The sequence below is a fragment of the Streptomyces sp. NPDC002306 genome (assembly GCF_053593435.1).
Genome location: NZ_JBSFCK010000062.1, coordinates 1 through 20,490 on the forward strand (window position 1 = coordinate 1; position 20,490 = coordinate 20,490).

The 20,490-nt window shown below is 67.3% G+C and carries 15 protein-coding genes and 3 pseudogenes; 6 read left to right on the top strand and 12 right to left on the bottom strand.

All coding sequences use genetic code 11. The features are described 5' to 3' along the window. Both ACWCQK_RS39280 and ACWCQK_RS39285 read left to right on the top strand, forming a co-directional pair. Nucleotides 1-441, top strand: a 441-nt coding sequence (locus ACWCQK_RS39280; protein WP_451163630.1) for a transposase, incomplete at its 5' end; no start/stop codon positions are given. Nucleotides 442-514: 73 nt separating this feature from the next. Continuing rightward, nucleotides 515-1,416: pseudogene (locus ACWCQK_RS39285) on the top strand (pyridine nucleotide-disulfide oxidoreductase); the annotation flags it as partial. Between the two features lie 567 nt (nucleotides 1,417-1,983). Here the strand turns inward: ACWCQK_RS39285 and ACWCQK_RS39290 are convergent. From ACWCQK_RS39290 to ACWCQK_RS39315, 6 genes are all read right to left on the bottom strand, one after another. Beyond that, the gene (locus ACWCQK_RS39290; protein WP_451163654.1) at nucleotides 1,984-2,790 is read right to left on the bottom strand and encodes an aminoglycoside phosphotransferase; all 807 of its coding nucleotides are present in this window, start codon (nucleotides 2,788-2,790) and stop codon (nucleotides 1,984-1,986) included. 85 nt (nucleotides 2,791-2,875) lie between these two features. Further along, nucleotides 2,876-3,088 carry a hypothetical protein gene (locus tag ACWCQK_RS39295; RefSeq protein ID WP_451163632.1) on the bottom strand — a complete coding sequence of 71 codons (213 nt, stop codon included), beginning with the start codon at nucleotides 3,086-3,088 and terminating at the stop codon, nucleotides 2,876-2,878. Beyond that, nucleotides 3,085-4,191, bottom strand: coding sequence for a radical SAM protein (locus ACWCQK_RS39300; protein WP_451163656.1), 1,107 nt, complete (start codon nucleotides 4,189-4,191; stop codon nucleotides 3,085-3,087). The genes ACWCQK_RS39295 and ACWCQK_RS39300 overlap by 4 nt, the downstream gene beginning before the upstream one ends. A 723-nt stretch (nucleotides 4,192-4,914) precedes the next feature. Further along, the gene (locus tag ACWCQK_RS39305; protein WP_451163634.1) at nucleotides 4,915-5,412 is read right to left on the bottom strand and encodes a hypothetical protein; all 498 of its coding nucleotides are present in this window, start codon (nucleotides 5,410-5,412) and stop codon (nucleotides 4,915-4,917) included. A gap of 171 nt (nucleotides 5,413-5,583) precedes the next feature. Beyond that, a complete protein-coding gene (locus ACWCQK_RS39310; RefSeq protein WP_451163636.1) occupies nucleotides 5,584-6,168 on the bottom strand; it encodes a hypothetical protein in 585 nt (194 codons plus the stop codon). After that, nucleotides 6,168-6,701: a hypothetical protein gene (locus ACWCQK_RS39315; protein ID WP_451163638.1), complete on the bottom strand. Its 534-nt coding sequence runs from the start codon at nucleotides 6,699-6,701 to the stop codon at nucleotides 6,168-6,170. The genes ACWCQK_RS39310 and ACWCQK_RS39315 overlap by 1 nt, the downstream gene beginning before the upstream one ends. 204 nt (nucleotides 6,702-6,905) lie before the next feature. On the opposite strand from ACWCQK_RS39315, the gene ACWCQK_RS39320 reads away from it, so the two are divergent. Both ACWCQK_RS39320 and ACWCQK_RS39325 read left to right on the top strand, forming a co-directional pair. Beyond that, nucleotides 6,906-8,159 (top strand): XRE family transcriptional regulator, encoded by a 1,254-nt coding sequence (locus tag ACWCQK_RS39320; RefSeq protein ID WP_451163640.1) that lies wholly within the window; start codon nucleotides 6,906-6,908, stop codon nucleotides 8,157-8,159. Continuing rightward, a complete protein-coding gene (locus tag ACWCQK_RS39325) occupies nucleotides 8,144-8,683 on the top strand; it encodes a GNAT family N-acetyltransferase (RefSeq protein WP_451163642.1) in 540 nt (179 codons plus the stop codon). Before ACWCQK_RS39320 ends, ACWCQK_RS39325 begins: the two co-directional genes overlap by 16 nt. 510 nt (nucleotides 8,684-9,193) lie before the next feature. Here ACWCQK_RS39325 and ACWCQK_RS39330 read toward each other — a convergent pair. Further along, nucleotides 9,194-9,592 carry a hypothetical protein gene (locus ACWCQK_RS39330; protein WP_451163644.1) on the bottom strand — a complete coding sequence of 133 codons (399 nt, stop codon included), beginning with the start codon at nucleotides 9,590-9,592 and terminating at the stop codon, nucleotides 9,194-9,196. 122 nt (nucleotides 9,593-9,714) lie between these two features. Between ACWCQK_RS39330 and ACWCQK_RS39335 the strand changes: the two genes are divergently transcribed. Next, nucleotides 9,715-10,086: a hypothetical protein gene (locus ACWCQK_RS39335; protein ID WP_451163646.1), complete on the top strand. Its 372-nt coding sequence runs from the start codon at nucleotides 9,715-9,717 to the stop codon at nucleotides 10,084-10,086. A gap of 139 nt (nucleotides 10,087-10,225) precedes the next feature. Here the strand turns inward: ACWCQK_RS39335 and ACWCQK_RS39340 are convergent, their stop codons facing one another. From ACWCQK_RS39340 to ACWCQK_RS39360, 5 genes and pseudogenes are all read right to left on the bottom strand, one after another. Further along, nucleotides 10,226-10,387, bottom strand: a complete 162-nt coding sequence (locus ACWCQK_RS39340) for a hypothetical protein (RefSeq protein ID WP_451163648.1) — start codon at nucleotides 10,385-10,387, stop codon at nucleotides 10,226-10,228. Nucleotides 10,388-11,360: 973 nt separating this feature from the next. Further along, on the bottom strand, nucleotides 11,361-12,248 hold the full coding sequence (locus ACWCQK_RS39345) for a replication-relaxation family protein (protein ID WP_451163650.1): 888 nt from the start codon (nucleotides 12,246-12,248) through the stop codon (nucleotides 11,361-11,363). Between the two features lie 553 nt (nucleotides 12,249-12,801). Further along, nucleotides 12,802-13,233 (bottom strand): annotated as a pseudogene (locus tag ACWCQK_RS39350) (DDE-type integrase/transposase/recombinase); the annotation flags it as partial. Between the two features lie 166 nt (nucleotides 13,234-13,399). Beyond that, nucleotides 13,400-13,744 (bottom strand): transposase, encoded by a 345-nt coding sequence (locus ACWCQK_RS39355; protein WP_451163658.1) that lies wholly within the window; start codon nucleotides 13,742-13,744, stop codon nucleotides 13,400-13,402. 75 nt (nucleotides 13,745-13,819) lie between these two features. Then, nucleotides 13,820-14,224 (bottom strand): annotated as a pseudogene (locus ACWCQK_RS39360) (transposase); the annotation flags it as partial. Between the two features lie 416 nt (nucleotides 14,225-14,640). Between ACWCQK_RS39360 and ACWCQK_RS39365 the strand changes: the two are divergent. Then, on the top strand, nucleotides 14,641-20,490 hold a 5,850-nt coding region (locus ACWCQK_RS39365; RefSeq protein ID WP_451163652.1), incomplete at its 3' end, for a SpvB/TcaC N-terminal domain-containing protein.

The following is a 20,490-nucleotide window of genomic DNA, read 5'->3' on the forward strand; positions in this document are numbered from 1 at the left end:
GCGCAGATCATCCTCGCCGAGATCGGCGCGGACATGACCCGCTTCCCCACCCCCGAACACCTCGTCTCGTGGGCCAAGTTGTGCCCCCGCACGATTCAGTCCGGCGCGAAGAACACCGCCGGCCCAGCCGGGCAGGGCAATCCCTGGCTCAAAGGCGCTCTCGGCGAGGCCGCCAATGCCGCCGCCCGCACTGACACCTTCCTCGGCGCCCGCTACCGGCGCGTCGTCAAACGCCGCGGCCACGCCAAAGCCCTGGTCGCCGTCGCCCGCTCGATGCTCGTCATCACCTGGCACCTGATCAACGACCCCGACGCCTCCTACCAGGAACTCGGCGCCGACTGGCACCAACGCCACCTCAACCCAGCCCGCAAGACCCGCGACCTCGTCCGACAGCTCCAGGCCCTCGGCCACCAGGTCACCCTCGAAACCGTATCCGCCTGACCGACCCCGCCCCGACATCCGAGCCGCAAGCGGCCCGGATGCTGCCGCCTGCCCTTCCAAACCTCGATTTTCCGATCAGCTCACCCTGACCGCCGATTTGACCGTCGACGCCTCCGGACGCGGCTCCCGCACCACCCACTGGCTTCAGGGACTGGGCCTTCCCGAGGTCACCGAGCGGGAGGTCAACGCCGGAGTCGCCTACGCCATCCGCCTCTACGCGGCCCCGAGCACGACCAACAACACCGACTACCCCCTGGTTAACGTGCAGGCCAATCCAGCCAACCCGCCCGGACGGGGGAGGCATCATCCTGCCCATCGAAGACGGCCGCTGGACCGTCACGCTCGCCGGCACGCGCGGCGGCGAGCCCACCAGCGACGCCGACGCCTTTGTCGATTTCGCGCTCACTCTCGGCGACCCGGACATCGGCGAACTGATCAAGGATGCTGAACCGATCAGCGGTGTCGAGACCACCCGGGCCACTGGCAACCGGCGCCGCTACTACAGAAGGCCAAACGCTGGCCCGACGGATTCACCGTCCTCGGCGACGCGGTGGCCGGCTACAACCCCGTCTACGGTCACGGCCTGACCGTCTCCGCCCAGAGCGCCCTCGCCTTGCGCAGCGTCCTGCGCCCCACTCATGTCACCGCCCCCGGCATCGCGCGCCGCATCCAGCGCGCCGCAGCCCGGCCAGTCACTGCCGGGCCGTCGGCCAGGACGCGTTCTATCCCGGCGCCACCGACACCCCGCCGACCGCTTTGGAGAAGTATTTGGCCCGCTTCGTGGACCGAGCCGTCGCCACCGGCGCGCGTAATCCGCGAGCGCTCGGCGCGCTGCTCGACGTCATGAGCCTGGAAAAGCCGGCCACCCGCCTCTTCTCGCCCGACATGCTTCTCCCGATATTCTTCGGCCCGAAGAAGCCGTTCCTTGACCGGCCACCGGTCACTGAGACCGCACGGAAGTCCGCCATGCCCTGACCGGATGATCCGTTCACGGGCTGGGTGAGGGCCTTGCGCTTTGCGTGCTTGGTCTGGTCGCCGCCGATCAGGTGCGTGTTGGCGCTCTTGGCGGCGCAGTCGTCGCCCTTGACCTCGTCGTGCGGGCGGCGGCAGCCGTCGCAGTACACGTCGAGCGCTTCGATGCGCTGGCCCTCGACGACTTTGAAGCTGCCTCGATAGTCGGCGACGCTCGCGATCTTCGGAGTGACCTCGATCGTGGCGGCGACGGCCCAGGTGTGGGACAGGTGCGGCTTCTCCTCCTGCACGGGCGCGAGCGGGGTACCTTCCGGGCCGGACTCCCACAGTGTTTATGTCTCCGCCTCAACCGGGGCAGGAGACGGGCCGGGGGTCTTGGCGGGCGTGGGATGCGCTTCGGGCTCGAGCCAGGCGAACAGGCTCTCCTGCAGGTGGGAGCGGCCGTTCTCGGTCGAGAGGGGGGCTGTCGCGGTCGTCACTGTTCCTCCGGATCACTGCGGGGTTGCCGTAAAGCGCAACCCCCTTCACTGCCGGAACGTCAACGGCCGCAGTTTGTTACACCTGCCGCGCCTACCTCTCGGGCAAGGTGCGCACATAGGCGTCGAAATCGTGGGCGTGGCGTGCCATCGCGACCTTCCACGGCGCACTGTCGGCGTTGGTGATTTCCGTCCACGTGGCGGCGTTGGCTGCGGCGAAGGCCTGCACGGCGAGTGCCGGTGCGCTACGCCAGGACGGGAACCGCCGGGCGAAGCCGTTGGCTGACTCGAGGGTGTGCCCGGCCTCGAGCAGGCGCAGGATCAGGACCGCCGGGTCGATCCACGCTGCGCCGCGCGTGGGCCACGCCCAGTCGATGACGTGCGCCCGCTCGGCGACGAGCACGTTGTGTGGGGCGAGGTCGGTGTGCAGCAGGGTGTCGCCGGCGATGAGGTGGGCGGTCCCGGGTGGGGCGTATTCGGCCCAGCGGTCGTCTGCCGCCTTGATAGCGATGTCCCGTGGGGCGGTGATCTCCTGCAGTTCCTCGATCGCCGCGGCGACGAGAGGAAGGTCGGGGGAGCCTGGGGAGTAGTCGGCGTGCTGGCCGTGAATGACTTCGTACCCGAGGATGTCCCATCCGGCCGCCTCCATGTGCCAATACAGGCGGGGGCAGGCGCGGGGGAGGTGGGGGGCAATCGCAGCCTCGCGGCGTTGCGCCGGGGCCTGGGGGTGATCGGTGGGGATGCCCTTGACGAACACCGTGCCGCCGTCGACGTGGATGAAGGCCGCGATCCCCGAGTTCAGCCCTCCCTCAGCGGTGCGTGCGGACTGAATCGGACCAGTCTTGTCGGCGATGGCCTGGCGCGCCTGAGCAGGAAGGTCATGGAAGTGACGGCGGTGCATGGACACGGCGCTTTTCCTTGGGAGTGGAGACGGTGCTGCCCCGGCCAGCGTACGGCCGGCGCAGCGTCATGGAGCAGTTTTCGGCCTAGTAGGGCTGGTCGTCACTGGCCGAGCAGGAGCACCCGGCGGAGTCGGCGACGTCGGCGTCCAGATCGGTGATGATCTGGAACGTGCCCTCGGGGATCACGGGGGCGGGCAGCGGCACCGGTAGTGCGCCGGTGGCCTCCGCGGGCGGCCGCAGACCGATGGTGACCGGCACCGGTGCGGGCCGCGTCGCTGTTGCGGTAGGTGGTGTCATGCTCCGTAACCTCCATGTTGGCAGTAGAGCGATCGGTTGTCCCCCGCCTCCTGGTAGAGCTTGGCCAGCGGCCGGCACGTCCTGCATGTGCCGACCTTCGAGCAGCCGGAGCATCCACCGGTGCGGAGCTGTAGGGACTCGGCGATGCCGCCGAGTCGGGTGAGGGCGGGCAGGCCCTCCGTCATGAGATTCACGCTGGGATCGCGGCCGATCTTGCAGATGGATGCGATGCCGTGCGGGTCGACGTGGAAGAACGTGTGGCCAGCGTTGCAGCCGGTGAAGATGCGGCGCGGCTTCAGGTACTTCGCGGCCTGCGAGGCGAGCGGGCTGGCTTCCCCATGGATCGTCGGGGACATGTTCGAGAAGACCTGGTACGGGAAGCCCCAGCGGTCTTCGGCCAGGCGGACCATGTCGTCGATCTCGTGGGCGTTGTCGTCGGAGATGACGATGTTCAGCCGGACGGGCAGGCCTGCCTCGCGCGAGGCGTCCAGGCCACGCGAGAACCGGTCCCAGGCGCCGCGGTTGCGGGTGACAGCGTCGTAGGTCTCTGCGGTCGCGCCGTACAGGCTCACTGTCAGCCGATACGGCCGCAGCCGCGCGAACAGTTCCTGCATCCGCGCCTTGTGGAGCTGGGAGCCATTCGTCGAGATTTGGATCATCATGCCGAGTTCGGAGGCGTACTCGTACGCGGCGGCGAACTGGCGGTCGATGAGCGCTTCTCCTCCGGTGATCTGGAGCCACAGCACGCCCGCATCGCGCAGCATCGTGAGCAGGCGCGCCTTGTCGTCCCACTCCAGGCCTTCAAAGCGTTTCTCGCCCAGGTAGCAGAAGCCGCAGTCGTGGTCACAGCCCAGGTTGATCTCCCATGACGCTTTGCCGTACCCGTACGGGGAGCGATCGCGGATCAGGAGGACCGCGGGCAGGCTCTCGACGGACAGGGGCATTCCCCAGGCCGCCGTGGTCGCGTCGTTCAGCCAGGATGGCGCCGGCCCGTCTGCGTCGACAGCCGTGCGCAGCTCCTCGTAGCGGGTCTCGGGGATGCCCACCGCTTTGACGTGGCCGGGCCGGAGGACGAGGTACTGCCCCAGGAACGGACTGGCGATCAGTGTGTGCACGTTGCCTCCATCTGTAGAGGGTCCAGGCGCGGGGGCCGTGGGGGAGCAAATCCCCCACGCCGGGGGTCTTGCACTGTCCGATGGCCCGGGAGCGGTCTCAGCCGGGGCACCGGACAGGCGTCAGGGGATGGCCGCAGCGAAGGAGACGATGGTGGTGTCTCGCAGTTCCCGCACGGCCTGGCGGGCGAGGACGAACGGCAGGTTGGGGAGCCGTAGAGAACCAACGTGTCCGCCTCGGGCTCACCGGGCTCGCCGGGGCGGGGGTAGAGCGTCCCGCGCACGCCTATCGGCTCGGCCTCGCGTACGGGGAGCTTCACATGTCCCTTGCGCAGTACCGGGCACAGAAGCGGCGCCTGTGCCGCGCACCTCTCGCACATGGGCGGGATTGCGGTGTGGACGTCCTCCCAGTCCGCGCTGACGCCGTCGTCAAGGAGGGGCAGGACCCACAGCATCCCGTGCTCGTTCCGGGCGGCTGGCGTCTTGCAGCCCGCGCGGAGCAGTCCGTCCATGGCAGTTTTCTGCCGCTGAGGATGGAGCTCGGCCGCGTACTCAGGCATCCCGTTCGCTTCCCCCCGGCACAGCGTCCACAGCGTGCCGTCCACGTCGCGCGCGACCGCGTCCAGGACGGGTCGGCGTAGGCGACGCCGGACGCGGTGACGGTCAGGGCCGCGGGCGAGGTGTCTTCCCCCGTCCATGGCGTCACGTAGGGCGCTACTGATCTGTCCACGCTGTTCCCCGGGTGATCGGCTGCAGGAAGGCGACGAAGACGTTGTGGCGTTGCAGCCAGCGCAGATATGCCTCGTACGCCTCGTCGGTGCTGGGCATTGCGCCCCGGCCGGTGGTGAGCACGCCGTCGACAAAGCCGGATCCGGCGCGACGGCATGCGATGTTGAACTGCGGGCGAACGGGGAGCGAGCCGCTCATGGGCTGGTCGGTGAAGTGCTCCCGGTGGACGCTCCAGCCCCGATCACGCGCGTGCTGTCCCAGGAGGGTGTGGGTGGCGTCGATGTCCACTCCGGGAGCCGCGAAGACGTAGGCGGTGACCTTGACAGGGCGGCCGGGCTTCACCGCGGCGATGGCACTGCCGAAGACGCTGCGGTGAAGGGCGCTCAGTCTTGCGTCCGGGGTCATCCGGAACCGGGGCTCGGCAGGGTTCCACCAGGGCCGCGATTCCTCGAGCTCGTCGGGCGGGACCGGCTGCAGCCTCATGGCGTCCTCGATTCGGGGTGAGTGCCTGGGGCCGGGGCCGGATCCTCCCCGGCCGCAGGGTCTTGTTCGTGCACGTCGAGGTGACGGTTATCGACGGGCACGGGGGCGTTCTGTTCAGGGACGGCAGCGTGATCGTGTGCGGTCAGACACGGGCATCGCTGCACGCTCGGATCAGGAGATGGTGGAGAGGATGCTCGCGAGGATCGCCTCATGCGGGGCGGGGCCCGGTTGGAAGCGGTCGAGGAAGTCGCGTAGGGGCGCCGGCGGGACGAGCCGGTCGCCGCGGCACGGGCCCAGCCAGTAGGGGCCCGGGGGCTCCGTCAGGGGCATCGGCGGCAGGGCGAGCTGGTGCGGTCGGCCGAGGCACAGGCCGTACCGGTGCGGCGCCCAGCGGTCGCTGGTCCCCGGGGGCACGAGCCAGATCAGCCACCGCCGCTCCGGGTCTTCGATCACCGGGCCGCAAGCGTCGCGCTGGCCGTCGTCGGTGTCCTGGACTTCGTCGAGGAGGCTCACCACGGCGTACGCTTCGGGGCAGGCCGCAGTGACGACGATGTCAAAGAAGTGGCCGCCTAACGGTAAGCGCAGCACCCTGCCCTGCTGGAGATCCATCAGGCTGCGCACCCGTGCGGCAAGGTCGCCCATGTCGGCGGCGACGTCGCCCGGCGCGATGGTCCAGTCGCCCGGCATGAAGTCCACACCGGCCACCGGCACGGGCCCGCCCGCTATCGCCGCACGCTGAGGAAGGGGAGTTTGCATCAGGCCGGCACCTCTCCGGTTGCGGGAAGAATGGCCTGCACGGTCTTGCCTACGACCACGTCATCGGCGCTCAGCAGGACATCCCAGGACAGACGGCCGCCGTAGTGGGCCACCCACCGCAGCCCCTTGGGCGTCCCCTTCGGCTCGGCGGACTGGTCGGCGACGTCTTCGAAGCCGGGGAAGCCGGGCAGTCCGTCGTCCGCTTCGATGAGCAGCTCGCCTGTCTCGGCGAGAACGCTCAGCCGCAGTACCACGCAGCCGTCATCGAGGGAGCCGCCGTGACGCACGGCGTTGTCCACCAGCTTGTCCGCGACGCGGGCGGCGGTGTCCACGTTGCCGTGCCAGTGCCCCATCGTGAGCGACGGGCGGACGCGGAGCCGGGCGTTCGGGCCCGCCCCCGCGTTGGCGACGAGCGACGTGCTCCATCGGAACCGGGTCTCCGCCTCCAGCGGAAGGAGCGTGACGGTGCTGGCGTCCGGTGGTGCGGCCGCCACGTCTGAGGGGGCGCTTGTGCGGTGCTCTGGGGGGTTCACGGGGGGCTCCCATGGGTTCTCTGCTCGCGCGGACCGTTCGCCGCCGCGCCCGGTCGCCCCGGCGGCTGGTGTCCAGTGAACGAGCCTGAAGCCGGGCGCGACAGGAAGAGTTCCGGTCCTGTCCTCGCACAGCTACCGGAAGACTTTACGTTTGCATTACCTGACGCCTGGTCGGCGCAGTGACGACAGGACTACCTTCTGTGCATGGGAGCCAACGCCATCCTTCAGAACCGAATGGATGAACTCGACCTCACACAGGACGAGTTGGCATCTCGCTGCAACAAAGCGCTAGAGGAGATCACCGGCCGCCCGGGGGAAATGTCGGCGAGGACGATCCGCAACCTGCTCAACGGGACGAGCCGCAGGCCAATCGGCCGAACTTGCGCGGCACTTGAGCGTGTGTTCGGCTGCCCCGTGTCCGACTTAGGGTTCAGCGTACCCAGCTCCATGCAACATCCCCCGGAGGACTCGTTGCGGCGTCGCAAGTTCATCGAAACCGCCACCGGAACGGCTGCCGCCGCCGTTCCCCTCGTCAAACAACGCCGCTCCGTTGGCATATCGGATGTAGCGCGCGCCGCAGCCGGCATGAACGCACTCGTCGAGGCCGACGACCGTCTTGGCGGCCACCGGTCCCTCGCGGCCGCGGCTCTCGAAGGCCGCGCGCGCGTCCTGGAACTCCAGGAGCGCAACGCCAGCGAACGCATCCGCCGCGCCCTGTACGCGCTCGCGGCCGAGTACACCACCATCGCAGCATGGTCATGCATCGACGTCCGCGACCTTGACGCCGCCCAGCGATACCTCCACGAGTCGACGACCTTCGCAGGACTGTCCCAGGACCCGCCCACAGCGATGCGCGTGTGGATCAACCTGGCAATGCTGGCCTACCAGCGGCGCAACTGGACGGAGCAACTCGCCGCGGCACAAGCAGCCAACGTGACGACCGCTGCCCGCAGAGACCCGTTCTTTAGCTCCATGGGGCGCATGCGCCTCGCCCTCGCGCACGCCTCGCTGGGAGACCCACGGGCCGCGAAGAAGGCGCTGGACACAGCCCAGGACGCTCTAGGGAGGGCGACAGAGGGCGACCGCCCTCGGTGGACAGCGTTCCACGGGCCTGCAGAGATAAATCACCTCGCGGCCATCATCTGCAACCACAACGGCGAGTGCGCCAACGCCGAAGCGATGGCGCACCGCGCCCTGGCCACGATCCCACCCGAGTTCCAGCGCAACCGCGCCCTGGCTACGTGTCAGCTCGCGCTCGCACAGCTCCGGCAGGGAGAACCGGAGCAAGCCACAGCAACCGCAACAACCGTCTTCACCATCATGGCCGGCGCTCCACTGCCTGGACGGATGAGATCACTCATCGGAGACTTCCACCGGGATCTGTTCCGCCTGGCACCGTCAACGACGTACGCCCGCGACTGGGCAGACCGTATGCGAGAAGAATGGAGTCGAGCGTGACTAGGGTGATTGACCTGCGGCACTACGGCGCTGGACCCCTCCCAGAGGGCTTCAGGCAGATGCTCATAGACGTCCACGCCGACGCCTACGCTGCCGCCATGGACCTGGAGTTCAACCAGAAGTTCCCCTGGTTCGTCGACCACTGGTCGCAGATGCAGGGCTTCACCTGCGTCGTCGCGTTCGAGGGGGACGAGCCGACCGGATTCGCCTACGGCGCCCCCCTTCAGGAGGGCCGCGAATGGTGGCGCTCCACCCCCCACGAGCCGAACAACGGCCACACTGCTACCTACGCGGTGTCAGAGGTCATGGTGCGCCCGAACTGGCGAAAGCAGGGCATCGCCGATCAACTACACGCGGCATTGCTGGCCGATCGGGAAGAGGATCTCGCGGTGCTCCTAGTCGACGTCACGCACCCGAAGGTCCAAGACCTGTACGAGACGTGGGGGTACACGAAGGTGGGCGAACAGCAGCCGTTCGCAGACTCGCCGGTGTATGCCGTCATGGTGAAGAACCTGCGCTCCTGAGCCGGCGTGGCCCCGCGAGGTGTGACGCGAGGGCGCAGCTCAAACGCTCTTCTGCTGGTCGGGGTTGTGCACGGGGACCCTTGTGAACGGATCAACCGCGCAGTGTTCGCCAGGACCAGCGCCGGGTTCCACTCGTTCCAGTGCGGACAGATCGCGCCGGCCTGCCCTTGAGTCGTTATCACGTCCTGCATTCCGACGAAGGCGTCCTCAATGGCCCGTACCGCAAGTCGATCCGCCTAGCGTGCCACGGCTCAACAATCGTGCGCGCCTGCACCTCTGGGCCGCCCGACCGGAGGACGTGGCGGAGGTGGCCGCCTACCTCGTGCGCAACTGGCGTACTCCTGCGGGGGAGTTCACCGCTGAATGGGGGCCGCGCGGGCGAGGTGCGCATCGCATCGAAATCTTCCGCCGGTACACCGTCGGCTAGATCCCGCGCAGCCTGCCGACGTCCTGGTGTCGGGGTGTGGCGCTGCCTGCCGCTGTGACCTGCTGTGATCTCCCGATGGGGCGTCACTGTGCCGGTGCGCGTGGGGATGCGGGTCCCGCTTGGTCATACAGGTCCTGGACGGCGTGGGCGAGGTCGGTGTGATCGTGCAGGTCGATGTCGAGGGCGTGGCCGATGAGCCCGAACAGGTCGTGGACGAGCCCGTCGAAGGTGACCGGGGCGAGCACCCCAGTGGGTGGCCGGGTGTCCTCGCCGGGGCCGGGATCGGCCGGCCGGGCCCGGTATTCCTGGTCGGCGCGCTGGTGGGTCCGGTAGGTCTCGACGGCTTCGTGCAGCCGCGACGGCCACGGCATGCGCAGTGGTGGCAGGGCGGGCCGGCCGTTGAAGACGGCGCTGTTCGCGGTGCGTTGGTGGGCCTGGCGGGCGGCGGGCGGGTCGTCCGCGCGCTGCTGGAGACCGGGCACGGCTTCCAGATGCAGCGCGAGCGTGATGATCGGCGCGGCATGGCGGGTGGCCCACGCGTATTCGGTGCGCGGTCGCGGCGGGCGCGGGCGACCTCGACGCGTTCGGCCTGGGTGGGTTCGACGTGGGTGAGGTTGTCCTGGGCGAGGTCGTCGAGGTCGTCGCGCAGTTGCAGGAAGCGGCGTTCGGCGGCCTGCCGGCTCTTGAGTTCCAGGGCGACGCTGATCCGGCCCCAGGTGACCTTCTGGGCGCGGGCGGCACTGATCAGCCTGCGCTCGTCCAGCTGGAGCTTGTCGCGCAGCGTACTGATGACCAGGAGCGCGGCCAGCACGCTGGTCTCGTCGAGGTCCGCCTCGGGGTAGCGGGCGAGCTCGACTACTCGGTCGTACTTGGCGGCGACGCTTGCAAGGTCGCGGTCGGCGACGGAGAACTCCTTGTTGATCCGGGCCAGCTCGCCCGCCCACTCGTTTGGATCGTGCGCGGGCGGAGTGTGTAAATGCTGCCAGGCCGCCTCGCGGCTGACTTCTTCACGCGGACCGTATTTCGTCGTCTGGATGACGACACTTTTTGTCGTCCTGCGGACGACGTTTTTGCGGGAGGCCATGCCCCACCCCCATTTCAATTCGGCAGAAGGGTCAGAGATTCTCTTCCGGGCGGCGTGATTGCGCCGCCTGCCGGCGGGCGGCCACGCGGCGCCTCCTGGCGAAGCGGACCAGGGCGCCGACCGCGGCCGCGGTCGCCAGCACCAGCAGCCCGGCAAAGTACTGGGGCGCGGTCTCTCGTAAGATCTGGTTCATCATCACAGGTCAACGCGCATGCGGATGGTTCCGGTGCGCGCTCCCGCCTCTGCAGGACGTCTTGAAGGGCGGCGTGATGCCGCCGCACGGCTACGGCCGAGCCGGACCCCATCCCGGCTCGCGGACAAGACCGCCTCACCCCCGCACCCGAACGGCCCGGGAACAGTGAGACGGCGTTGCTCTCGCCATTGATATGGGGGGCGGCGGGTGTCGCGTCACCGGATTCGGAAGAGCGCCCCCTCCGCCACTCCCCGCTAGTAAATTCCGCTCTTGAATTGCCCCTATTGTGCCGATATGTGCGCCTGGGATAAGTAGACCCGGCGCAGTCACCACCGGGCTCGCCACGGTTGGGGCCGGGTGCCGGTCTGTCCGTCTGGCTCGGTACTCCGGCTTGTCTGTCCTGCGGCTGGATCAGCGCCTGGCAGACTCGCCCGATGCACACCACACGCCGTTCCCTGGGTACCGGCCCTCGCCCCGATACTGAGCAGCCGCCGGTGGTCGGCTCGCGCGGCCGTACGGCTGCGGAGCAGGCCGTTGCCGAACTGCCCGCTCCGGCCGTTCAGGCCCATACGGTGTGGGTACCGCCGTATGGGCGGCGGTCGTTGGGCCCAGGGTGCACCGCTTTGGAGAGCCCCTGATCGTGAGCCTGGGTACAGTCCCGCGCGGCGCAGTGACCTGCAGAGGTTGGGGGGATTGGCAGGCAGTGCTGCGCTGGTGGTCGGGGCGCACGACCGGGCCGGTTTCGCGGGTCGTGCGGCTCAGTTGACGGTCTGAACCTCGCGGGTCTGGATGTGCATGCGTGGACTGCGCACGGGTGCGCACGCCGCAGAGGCTGGCTGCGCATTTGCGCAATCGGCTGCGCAACGCTGTGAACTGCATGGTCAGGCTCATGGTTGGGGGTCTGCACGATCGTGGTCGGGCTCATGGTCGGGGGTCTGCAGGGCGCATTGTGCAGGCCTGCGCGACTGCGTGTTCACGATGTGCGGGTGTGCATCCAGCCGATCCTGCGGTGAGGGTCGAGGACGGGGCGCCAGACGGGTGCGGAGGGTCCGTCGCGCAGCAGGTCGACCAGCGGTGCTGCCATGGCCGGCACTTCCCGCAGGAACGCGGCGACGGACAGTGCTCTGGATGCTGTGTGCAGGGCGCTGATGCGGTTCTCCACGCCAGCGGGACCTGCACCGTCCAGGACGAACAGCAGTCGCGGGAAGAGCGGGTAGGTGCGCCGCCACGCCTGATCCCCCTCCTGGTGGGATCTCGGGCGGCGGCCGACGGGCTGTGGGACGTAGGTGTGCAGGCGTGCGTAGGCGGTGAGTTTGGCGGCCAGGCGTTCGGGGCCCATGGTGGCCCGGTCGACTTCCACGAACGCCCGCAGCATTGCTCCCGTACTGCCGTGGCGGTTGTAGTAGAGCACCGCGTCCGGGATGACCGCCTCCCCGCCCCCGACGGGGTGGTGGACTTCCGGGATCCAGTCCAGGGGCTGGCACACGTCGCCGCGCTGGCGGGCGTCCTGGAGGAAGGCCAGCGCGGTCTCGGTCACGGTGAGCCCGTGCCCGGTGCGCAGCCGGACCGCGGTGGGATCGGCGACCTTCCTCGGCGGTCGCCGGCCCCGCAGTTCCGGCCACTCACCGGCAACCGCTGCGCCGTAGTCGGTGGGGAACCACACCCGGGTCCGCCCTGCCTGCGGCAGGGTGATCCGGTCGACCAGCCCTTGCGCCCGTAGCTTGGCGAGCCGGCGCCGGGTCTGCTCGATCCGCACCCCGGGCGCGATGATCAGATGCATCTGCTGCGTCGTCGCCATCCGGTACTGCGTCAGCACCGCCAATGCCAGCCGGTCCCCGCCGCCCGCGTCCACATCCGTCATCGTCGACCGCTCCCGCACCGTGCGACGCCGCCCTGTCCGGCATCGCGTGTACGGGCCACGCCAGCAGCGGGCCCCGACCGGAACGCTGACCGTGACGGCCCGACCACGGTCACGATGCGACAACACCACCCCCGACCGGGCCGACAACCCCGCCGTCATCCCCTCCCACAACTGCCCGCACCCTCCCGCACGGTGGGCGGCGTATCCGCAGGTCACCACACCTGTCAGGCGGTGGTCGGGAGGCTGACATCCCCCTCTGCACACCCCCTCGCGCCCCAGGACCAGGAAGAAAGAAGGTGAAGGGGACGGGCGGGGCGGGGTGGGGCGTGCCGTCGGGGGATCGGGTGACCTGGTATCTGCTTGCGCGTCGGCGGGGCCTCCGCGCTCGACGCTGGATGAGACCGGCGCACCAAGGAAAGAGCACCATGCGGCTGGGAGCGGCCTCGATGACCCCCTGAGGCGGCTCCCAGTCGTCCTCCGGAACCAAGGGACGCGGCGGCTCCTACAGCCCCTGTGAGGGCGGCTGTTGCGACGACCGGTTGAGTCCAAGTTGCGCTCCGTGATCACTGTGGAAGACGGCTCCGGCAAGACTGCCGCGGACGCGGGCGGCTGCCTGGAGCGCGTCGGCGACCAGTGAGGTGCGCATGTGGTCGGCGATCGACCAGCCCACCAGGCGGCGCGAGAAGCAGTCGATCACGGTCGCCAGATACAGGAACTCACCGTCGCCGACCGGCAAGTACGTGATGTCGCCGACGTACTTGGTGTTCGGCGCGCTTGCGGTGAAGTCGCGCCCCAGCAGGTCCGGCACCGGTGTGGCGGACGGTTCGGGCACCGTGGTGACCTGGCGCTTGCGCAGCCGCAGCCCGGCGATGCCGAACTTCCGCATGACCCGTCCGACACACTTGTGGTTCACGCGCTCGCCCTGGTCGCACAGCTCGGCGGTGATCCGGGGCCGGCCGTAGGTGCCGTCCCACTCCGCATGCACGGTCCTGACCGCTCGGCGAGAGCGATGTCGGCCTGCTCACGCGCGACGCGGGCCTCCCGGCCAGTCCGCCATTTGTAGAAGCTGGAGTGGGCCACCTCCAGCACGGCGCACAACCGCTTCACGCCCCAGGCGCGATGGTGGTCCTCAATGAACTGGAAGCGGTTGGTCACCAGGTCATCTCTTGTGCGAAAAACTTGGTTGCCTTGCGGAGAATGTCCCGTTCGGTGGCGAGCTTCTGTATCTCCTTGCCCGCTGCCGCCAGCTCCCGGCGCAGGGCCGCATTCTCGGCCTGAAGCTCCTCGGCCGTCGGCGTGGAATCCACCGTGTTCTTCTCCGTGCTCGTCGTGCTGCCCCTGCCGTGGCGGGCCCGTTCGGCCCGTACCCAGTTCCGCAGCGTCTCCCGACTGATCCCCAAGTCCTTGCCGATACCTTCGAAGGTGTGGCCGGGATCCGACAGGTATAGCGCGACAGCGTCCGCCTTGAACTCTGGCGAGTAGACCTTCATCACCAAAGAGATCCCTCCTCCCCGGCCCCTGTCGGGGCCGGGCTCAGAGGCGTCCACCACCCGGGGACAGGTCCCGTCCTCGGGGATACCGCAGGGGGCGCGGCGGGCGATCTTGTCCGCATCGGCCTTCGGAGAGATGGGATCCCAGGACTGGGGCAGGAACAGCCGCCAGTTGACCGCCGCCGAGGCATGATCGCGGGCGAGGTGGAGCGAGACCCCCACCTGACCCCGCCAGGCGAGCTGGGCCCGGATATGCGCCGGGTCCCAGGGGCTGGTGGTGATGAAGTTGGCCAGTGCCTGACGATTGCCGTCCTCCCCGAGCCGGGCGGCCATCGGCTCGACCGACTTACGCTGCCCGTCGGTCAGCAGTCCCTGCAGATAGACCTGCCCCCACCGGCGCTGATCCTTGCGCGCAAACGGCTCGGACACCTCCGCCGCGAACGCCTCCAACTCACCACGCACCACAGCAATTTCGTCAGGAGTCACACCCCCTCAACGCCACACCCTGCCCACAGGACACGCACCACCACAACCGACCTGACCAAGCCCTACTAGGGACCTATGTCCTCTGTCGTGGCCCGTTGGCGAGGCGAGCGTCTCGCCGGGATGTTCCCGGACCACCAACATGTCCGAGGAAGGATTCCGCCGCAGCCAGAGCACCATCTCTGGGACGTCAGGGGAAGATCGGAGCAGATGTGCGTGGCGAACTGTCACCCGACGATCATCCGTGAGTACACGTCCAGGGCGAAGGCGACGTAGACCCAGCCCGACTATGTGCGGACGTAAGTGAGGTCGGCGACCCACCGTTGGTTGGGTCGAGCATTGCTCGCCCGCGCAGTTCCTCAGGGTACTTCGAAGCGGGTGGTATTTACTCAAGCTTTCGTTGGTGGGCGTGCTTGAGGATGGTGGAATTCGGTTTATGTGGGCGGTGGTTCACGCTGCTGCTTTGTTTCGAGGGAGTGGCTGTGGCTGTTCGGGGCGTGGGGCGTGGGGCGGGGTTATGGCCGCGCTTGGTGCGTGTGGCGACGGTTTTAGCGGTGTTTGCCGGAGTTGTGGCGGCTCCGGGGATCTCGGTTGCTGCGCCTGGGGATGTGAATGTGGCGCCGGTGTTGCCGGTGGCGGGGTTTGGGCCGGGTGCGGGTGCGGTGTCGGCGGGGGCGTCGGTGGGGTATCTGCCGGGTGGGGGGGTGTCGGTTTCGGACACGGGTGCGGTGTCTTCGTCGGTGCCGTTGAGGGTGCCAGACGGGCCGGGGGGTTTGCAGCCGTCGCTGTCGTTGAGTTATTCGAGTCGTGGCGGTAACGGGGATCTGGGGGTGGGTTGGTCGGTTGCCGGCTTGTCGAGTATTACGCGGTGCGCGAAGACGGTGGCGACCGAAGGTGAGCGGGCGGGGGTGTCGTTCCGGAATGGGGACGATGAGGATGTGACGGGGGACCGGTTCTGTCTGGACGGGCAGAAGTTGGTGTCGTCGAAGGATTACGGGGCGTCGGATACGGAATATCGGACGGAGTTAGATGGTTTCGACAAGATTGTGTCGAAGGAGTCGGATGGTCTGGGTCCTCAGTGGTTCAAAGTGTTCATGAGTGGGGGGACGGTGCGGGAGTACCGTCCGAAGTTGGTGCAGCGGTTGTCGGCGAACGCGTCGGGGGTGCGTGCTGCTGGTGGTCAGGTGCGTTTGGTGTGGCTGTTGAGTAAGGAGTCGGACCGGTCGGGGAATGTTGTTGAGTATGCGTACCGGTCCGATCTGGCTGATGTTGAGGGTGTGCGGAACGGGAGTGTGTCGTTCCAGCTAGATGAGATTTCTTATTCGAAGGTGGGTGGGGCGGCCCGTCGTTCGGTGAAGTTTGCGTATGAGTTGGGTGTGCGTGCGGACCAGGAGTTTTCGTGGAGTGCCGGGGTGAGTCAGCATCTCTCGCACCGTCTGTCGTCGATTGAGATGTATGGGCCGAATCCGCAGGTCACGGGATTATTGTGGAAGTACAACCTGAAGTACAGGCCAGCAGAGCAGTCGAAGCGAAGTCTGTTGGCGTCGGTGCAGCAGTGTGGTGCTTTGGGGACGTGTACATGGTTGAAGACGTTCAAATACAATGCGGACAAGCCGGTGTTCTCCACGCCGAGTGTTCTGGAATCGGATCTGAATCTGCAGCGAGTGAACGGTCAGGCTCCGCATGCGGTGCAGCCGGGTGACTTCAACGGGGACGGCGCGGATGACTATGTATACCAGCTGCGTTATCATCCGTACGTGGATAGTCGGAAGGACTTTGTCCGGCTGAGTAAAGTGAATGCGTCCGGCGCGGTGGATCCGCTGCAGGATCGGCATCAGATCAATTCATCTCTTCGCGGGTGGAATCTGCTGGTGGGTCGGCCGGTGGATGTGGACGGTGACGGCACGGATGAGTTGGCTGCTCCGGTGGCGGTTCCGGGTCTGCCGTTAACCGGGTCGATGGACGTGCTGCGGTGGAATGCGGGGGGAAGTAAGTTTGAGGCGGGTTCGAGTTCGGGGACGTTCACGAGTGTGTCGGGTCTGGGTGACGGCGCGGATTTTGCTGATGTGGACGGGGACAGCCGGCTGGATCTGGTGGAGGTAGACAAGGGCACTCCGGATGATCCGCAGCCTCCGGAGTATTCGTACAAGCGGAATACGGGCACGGCGTTCGAAGCGTCGGGTACGAAGTTGATGGAGACGTTCTGCCAGCCGATGTATGCGGATGTGGACGGCAATGGGCGGATGGAGATTTTAGCGGGTTCTAGGGGCAGCAGCGCGCGGGGGTGTGCGAGCGGGGACTGGGCAAAGGCGTCGTTGACGGACGAGGGCGAGTTGGAGGCGGCGGTCGAGCCGGTGGACGGGACATTCCCGGTGCCAGGGTATCCGGGGGACATCGGGGAGCCGGCGGAGCGGCAGCTGGCGGTGGGTGACTTCAACGGGGATGGTCTGCAGGACGCGGCGCTGGTGGAGTGGCTGGGCAGTCCGCGAATCCAGATCCGGTTGAACACGGGCAGCGGATACGCGCCAGCGCGACTGTTTTCTCAGCTGCCGGCGTGGCCGGTGGGTGACATGGTCCCGGACGGGGACGGTGGAGACCGGGGTCTGCGGATCGCGGACATGGACGGTGATGGCCGCTCGGACTTCGTCTTCTTCCATGAGCAGGCGGTGGGGGCGATGCCGGTGTGGAACGGGCCGAGCAGCAACAGCGCAGGTGTCACGGTGCTGTATGCCGCGGGTGGTTTCGAGGACCTGCCCGGTGTCAGTAACCCGACATGGATGCAAGACGGCCTCGATCTGGGGGTGCGTGGTGACTTCTCCTTGTCGCAGTTGGGTGATTTTAACCGGGATGGGCGTACTGACCTGGTGACCTACAGGGGTGATGGCACGGCCGGGAATAGTAGCCTGGTACTGATCACCAACAAGGCGGGTGCGTCGGGTGCGGGTCAGGATGTGCTGACCGAGGTCGGTGACAGTGCCAATACGCTCTGGCCGCGGGTGAAGATTTCGTATTCGACGAAGACGACGGACCAGCCGGCCAGTCCTGCCGCGGTGGAGTTCCCGCTGCAGAACATGCGCCGTCAGGGTCTGCTGGTGGTGCGGAAGGTCGAGTCGTTCGAGCATCTACTTGACCCTGCCTCACAGGCCGCGATTGATGCCGGCGGGCGGGTGACGGAGTACCGGTATGAGAATCCGGTGATGGATGTGCAGGGGCGGGGCTTCCTTGGCTTCTCCAGGACATGGGTGTGGGATGCGCACCGTCCCCGTGAGACGGTGACCACGTTCGACAACACCACCCGGTTCGGCGGGCCGGACCAGCCGCACGGCTACCCGTTTGCCGGCCGGCCCAAGACGGTCCTGACGGCGACCGCGAAGCTGACCGCGGCAGACATCGCGGCTCGTCCGGAGAAGGCGGACGTGCGGGTTACCCGCAGTGAGACGGCGTGGGAGCAGAAGTTCACCTATAGCACCAAGGCGTGGGTGGTGCGGCCCGTGCAGCGTGTGCTGCCGAACTTTAACCAGGAGACGAAGGAGTGGGAGGAACCCGCTGCGGTCGACTGGAACCTGGATATCGCTGGTAACACAGCCAGTCCTCGCACTCACATTTTTGCACTGGATGTACCCGCATCTCCGAGCCGAAATATCAAGCGGGCTTCTGAATACGACCAGTTCAATAATGTGACACACGCGCAGTCACGGACCGTGGACGGTACGGCGACCGATGTGGTTACCTCCTACGATCTGGCTTCTGGCCGAACGTCAGACTGGCTGATTCATCTGGTGTCTGGGGTGACCACGACAAAGATCGAGGCGGACGACACGCCGCTGGTGCCACACCGCGGTACCAGCAAGACAGCGTCCGAGTACGACGATCTGGGCCGGCTGAAGAAGACGTTCACCGAGAAGAACGCAACCGACACCGACCTGCGGGAAACCACCACCTACCAGTATCTGGACGGCGGCCAGGTCAAGTCGGTTAAACACGAGAGTGACACCGCGGGCACTTCGGCCCGGGAGACGCGTTTCGAGTACACGCCGCTGGTGGCGGGCTGGCCGGACGAGAAGATCTACCCCACCCAGCAGTGGGCTGTGCGCGCCGAAGCAGATCTGGCGAAGCGTCCCTCGACATGGACGATCACGCATCCGGGTTTGGGCGTGGCACTGGCGACGGTCGATGCCAACGCGGTCACCGCGTCCACCCGTTACGACGACTTGGGCCGGGTCCTCAGCAGCACTCAGCCCGGACAGGGACCGGTCGCGACCAGTTATGCGGGCCGGGCGGACACGTTCGGCTCAGCGGTCACCGGTGTCACCGTCACCACTACACGGGGTCAGGAACGCAGCCGGACGACCACCGATGCACTAGCGCGGACGGTGGCGAGTGAGACACGCGGATTCGACGGCACCCCGGTCGTGACCGTCACCGGCTACGACCTGTTGGGCCGTGCGGTGAAACAGTCACGCCCCTACAAGGTCACCTCGCCCTCCTCGGCACCCGGTGATTTCACGCGCACTGTGTTCGACGGCTTGGACCGGCCCGTCACGATCACGGCGCCGGATGACACGGTCACCGCCTACGACTATCCGGACATGTTCACCACTACTCTCACCGATGCGAAGCACAAGGCGTCCAGGACCGTGACGGACAAGGACGGCCGCACCACAAGCACGGTGAACGTGAAGGCGAAGACGGTGTCCGGCACCGCAACGGATGTGACCACCCAGTACAAGAACGGCCCGTTCGGCGTGGAGAAGATCACCTCCGACGAAGGCCATGTCACCACGCAGAAGTTCGACGCGCGGGGACGGGTGACCGAGCGAGTCGACCCCGACACCGGCACCACCACCACCAAGTACAACGGGTTCGCCGACATCCGTGAGCAACGCAACACCAGCATCAATAGGGCCCGCACCCAGACCTTCGACGACCTTGGCCGGGTTATCCAGATCACCGATGTGGACGGCACCACACCTGGCAGGAACAGCCGGTTCACCTTCGACACCGCCACCGACAGCACCGGGAAACCGAACGGCATCGGGAAACTTGCCGAAGCGACCAGCGCCGACGCGGTGACCACCCGCTACCGGTACGACACCGCAGGACGCACGAAGGGCACCGACTACTTCGACCTGGATACCAACACCACCTACAGCACCGACCTGACCTACGACCTGGTCACCGGACAGATCGAATCCACCCTCTACCCGGCGGCAGGACGAACCAACCGGTTCACCGTCAAGAACGTCTACAACGCCTACGGACACCTCACCGAGATCGGTGATAACACCGGCGGCAGCGGCACCTACCAGCGACTGTGGCGCGCGGACTCGCGCAACGCCGACATGTCCCTGGCTCAGGCCACCCTCGGCAACGACATCACCACCACACAGGATTACTACCCCAAGACCGGACAGACCAAGAAGATCACCACCACCCCGGCCGGCACCGGAACGGCTGCGGTGATGAACGTGGGCTACGAATACTGGCCCAACGGCACCGTCAAACGACGCAACGACCTTGCCGCCAACCGTGACGAGTCCTACGACTACGACGCCATGGGACGACTGTCCGAATGGACACTCACCCGGCCCGGCATCACCCCGGTGAAAACCGTCTACGGCTACAGCCCCGACGGCAACCTCACCACCGTCACTAAAGACTCCACCCTCACCGAAACCAACTCCTACGGCCTCGCCGGCGGAACCCAGCAGCCCCACACCCTCACCGCCGCCGCCACCCCGGGCACCACGATCTACCGATACGACGCCATGGGACGCCAGATCAGCGGCGGACGCACCCTTACCTACCACGGCCTGAGCGTGCTGCCCGCAACCGTCACCCAAGGCGGCCAGAGCAGCCAACTCACCTACACCGCCGACGGCACCCGGTTCAAAAAGACCACCGGCACCAACATCACCACCTACATCGGCGGCCTCTACGAAAAACGCACCAACGGCACCGGCAGCACCGCAACCACCAGCCACGTCTTCCACGTCCCCCAAGCGGGCCAGATCACCTGGAGTGGCACCAGCGGACGCACCGTCGACTACACCCTCAATGACCTCATCGGATCCGTCTCCACCACCCTCACCGGCACCGGCACCCCCACCGCCACTAAGAGCTACTACCAGCCTTTCGGCCGGCGCATCAACTCCGACGGAACCCCCTACACCGCAGCCCCCGGCCGCGTCACCCGCGGCTTCACCGGACAAGAACACGACACCGAATACGGCCTCATCAACATGAACGGCCGCCTCTACGACCCCACC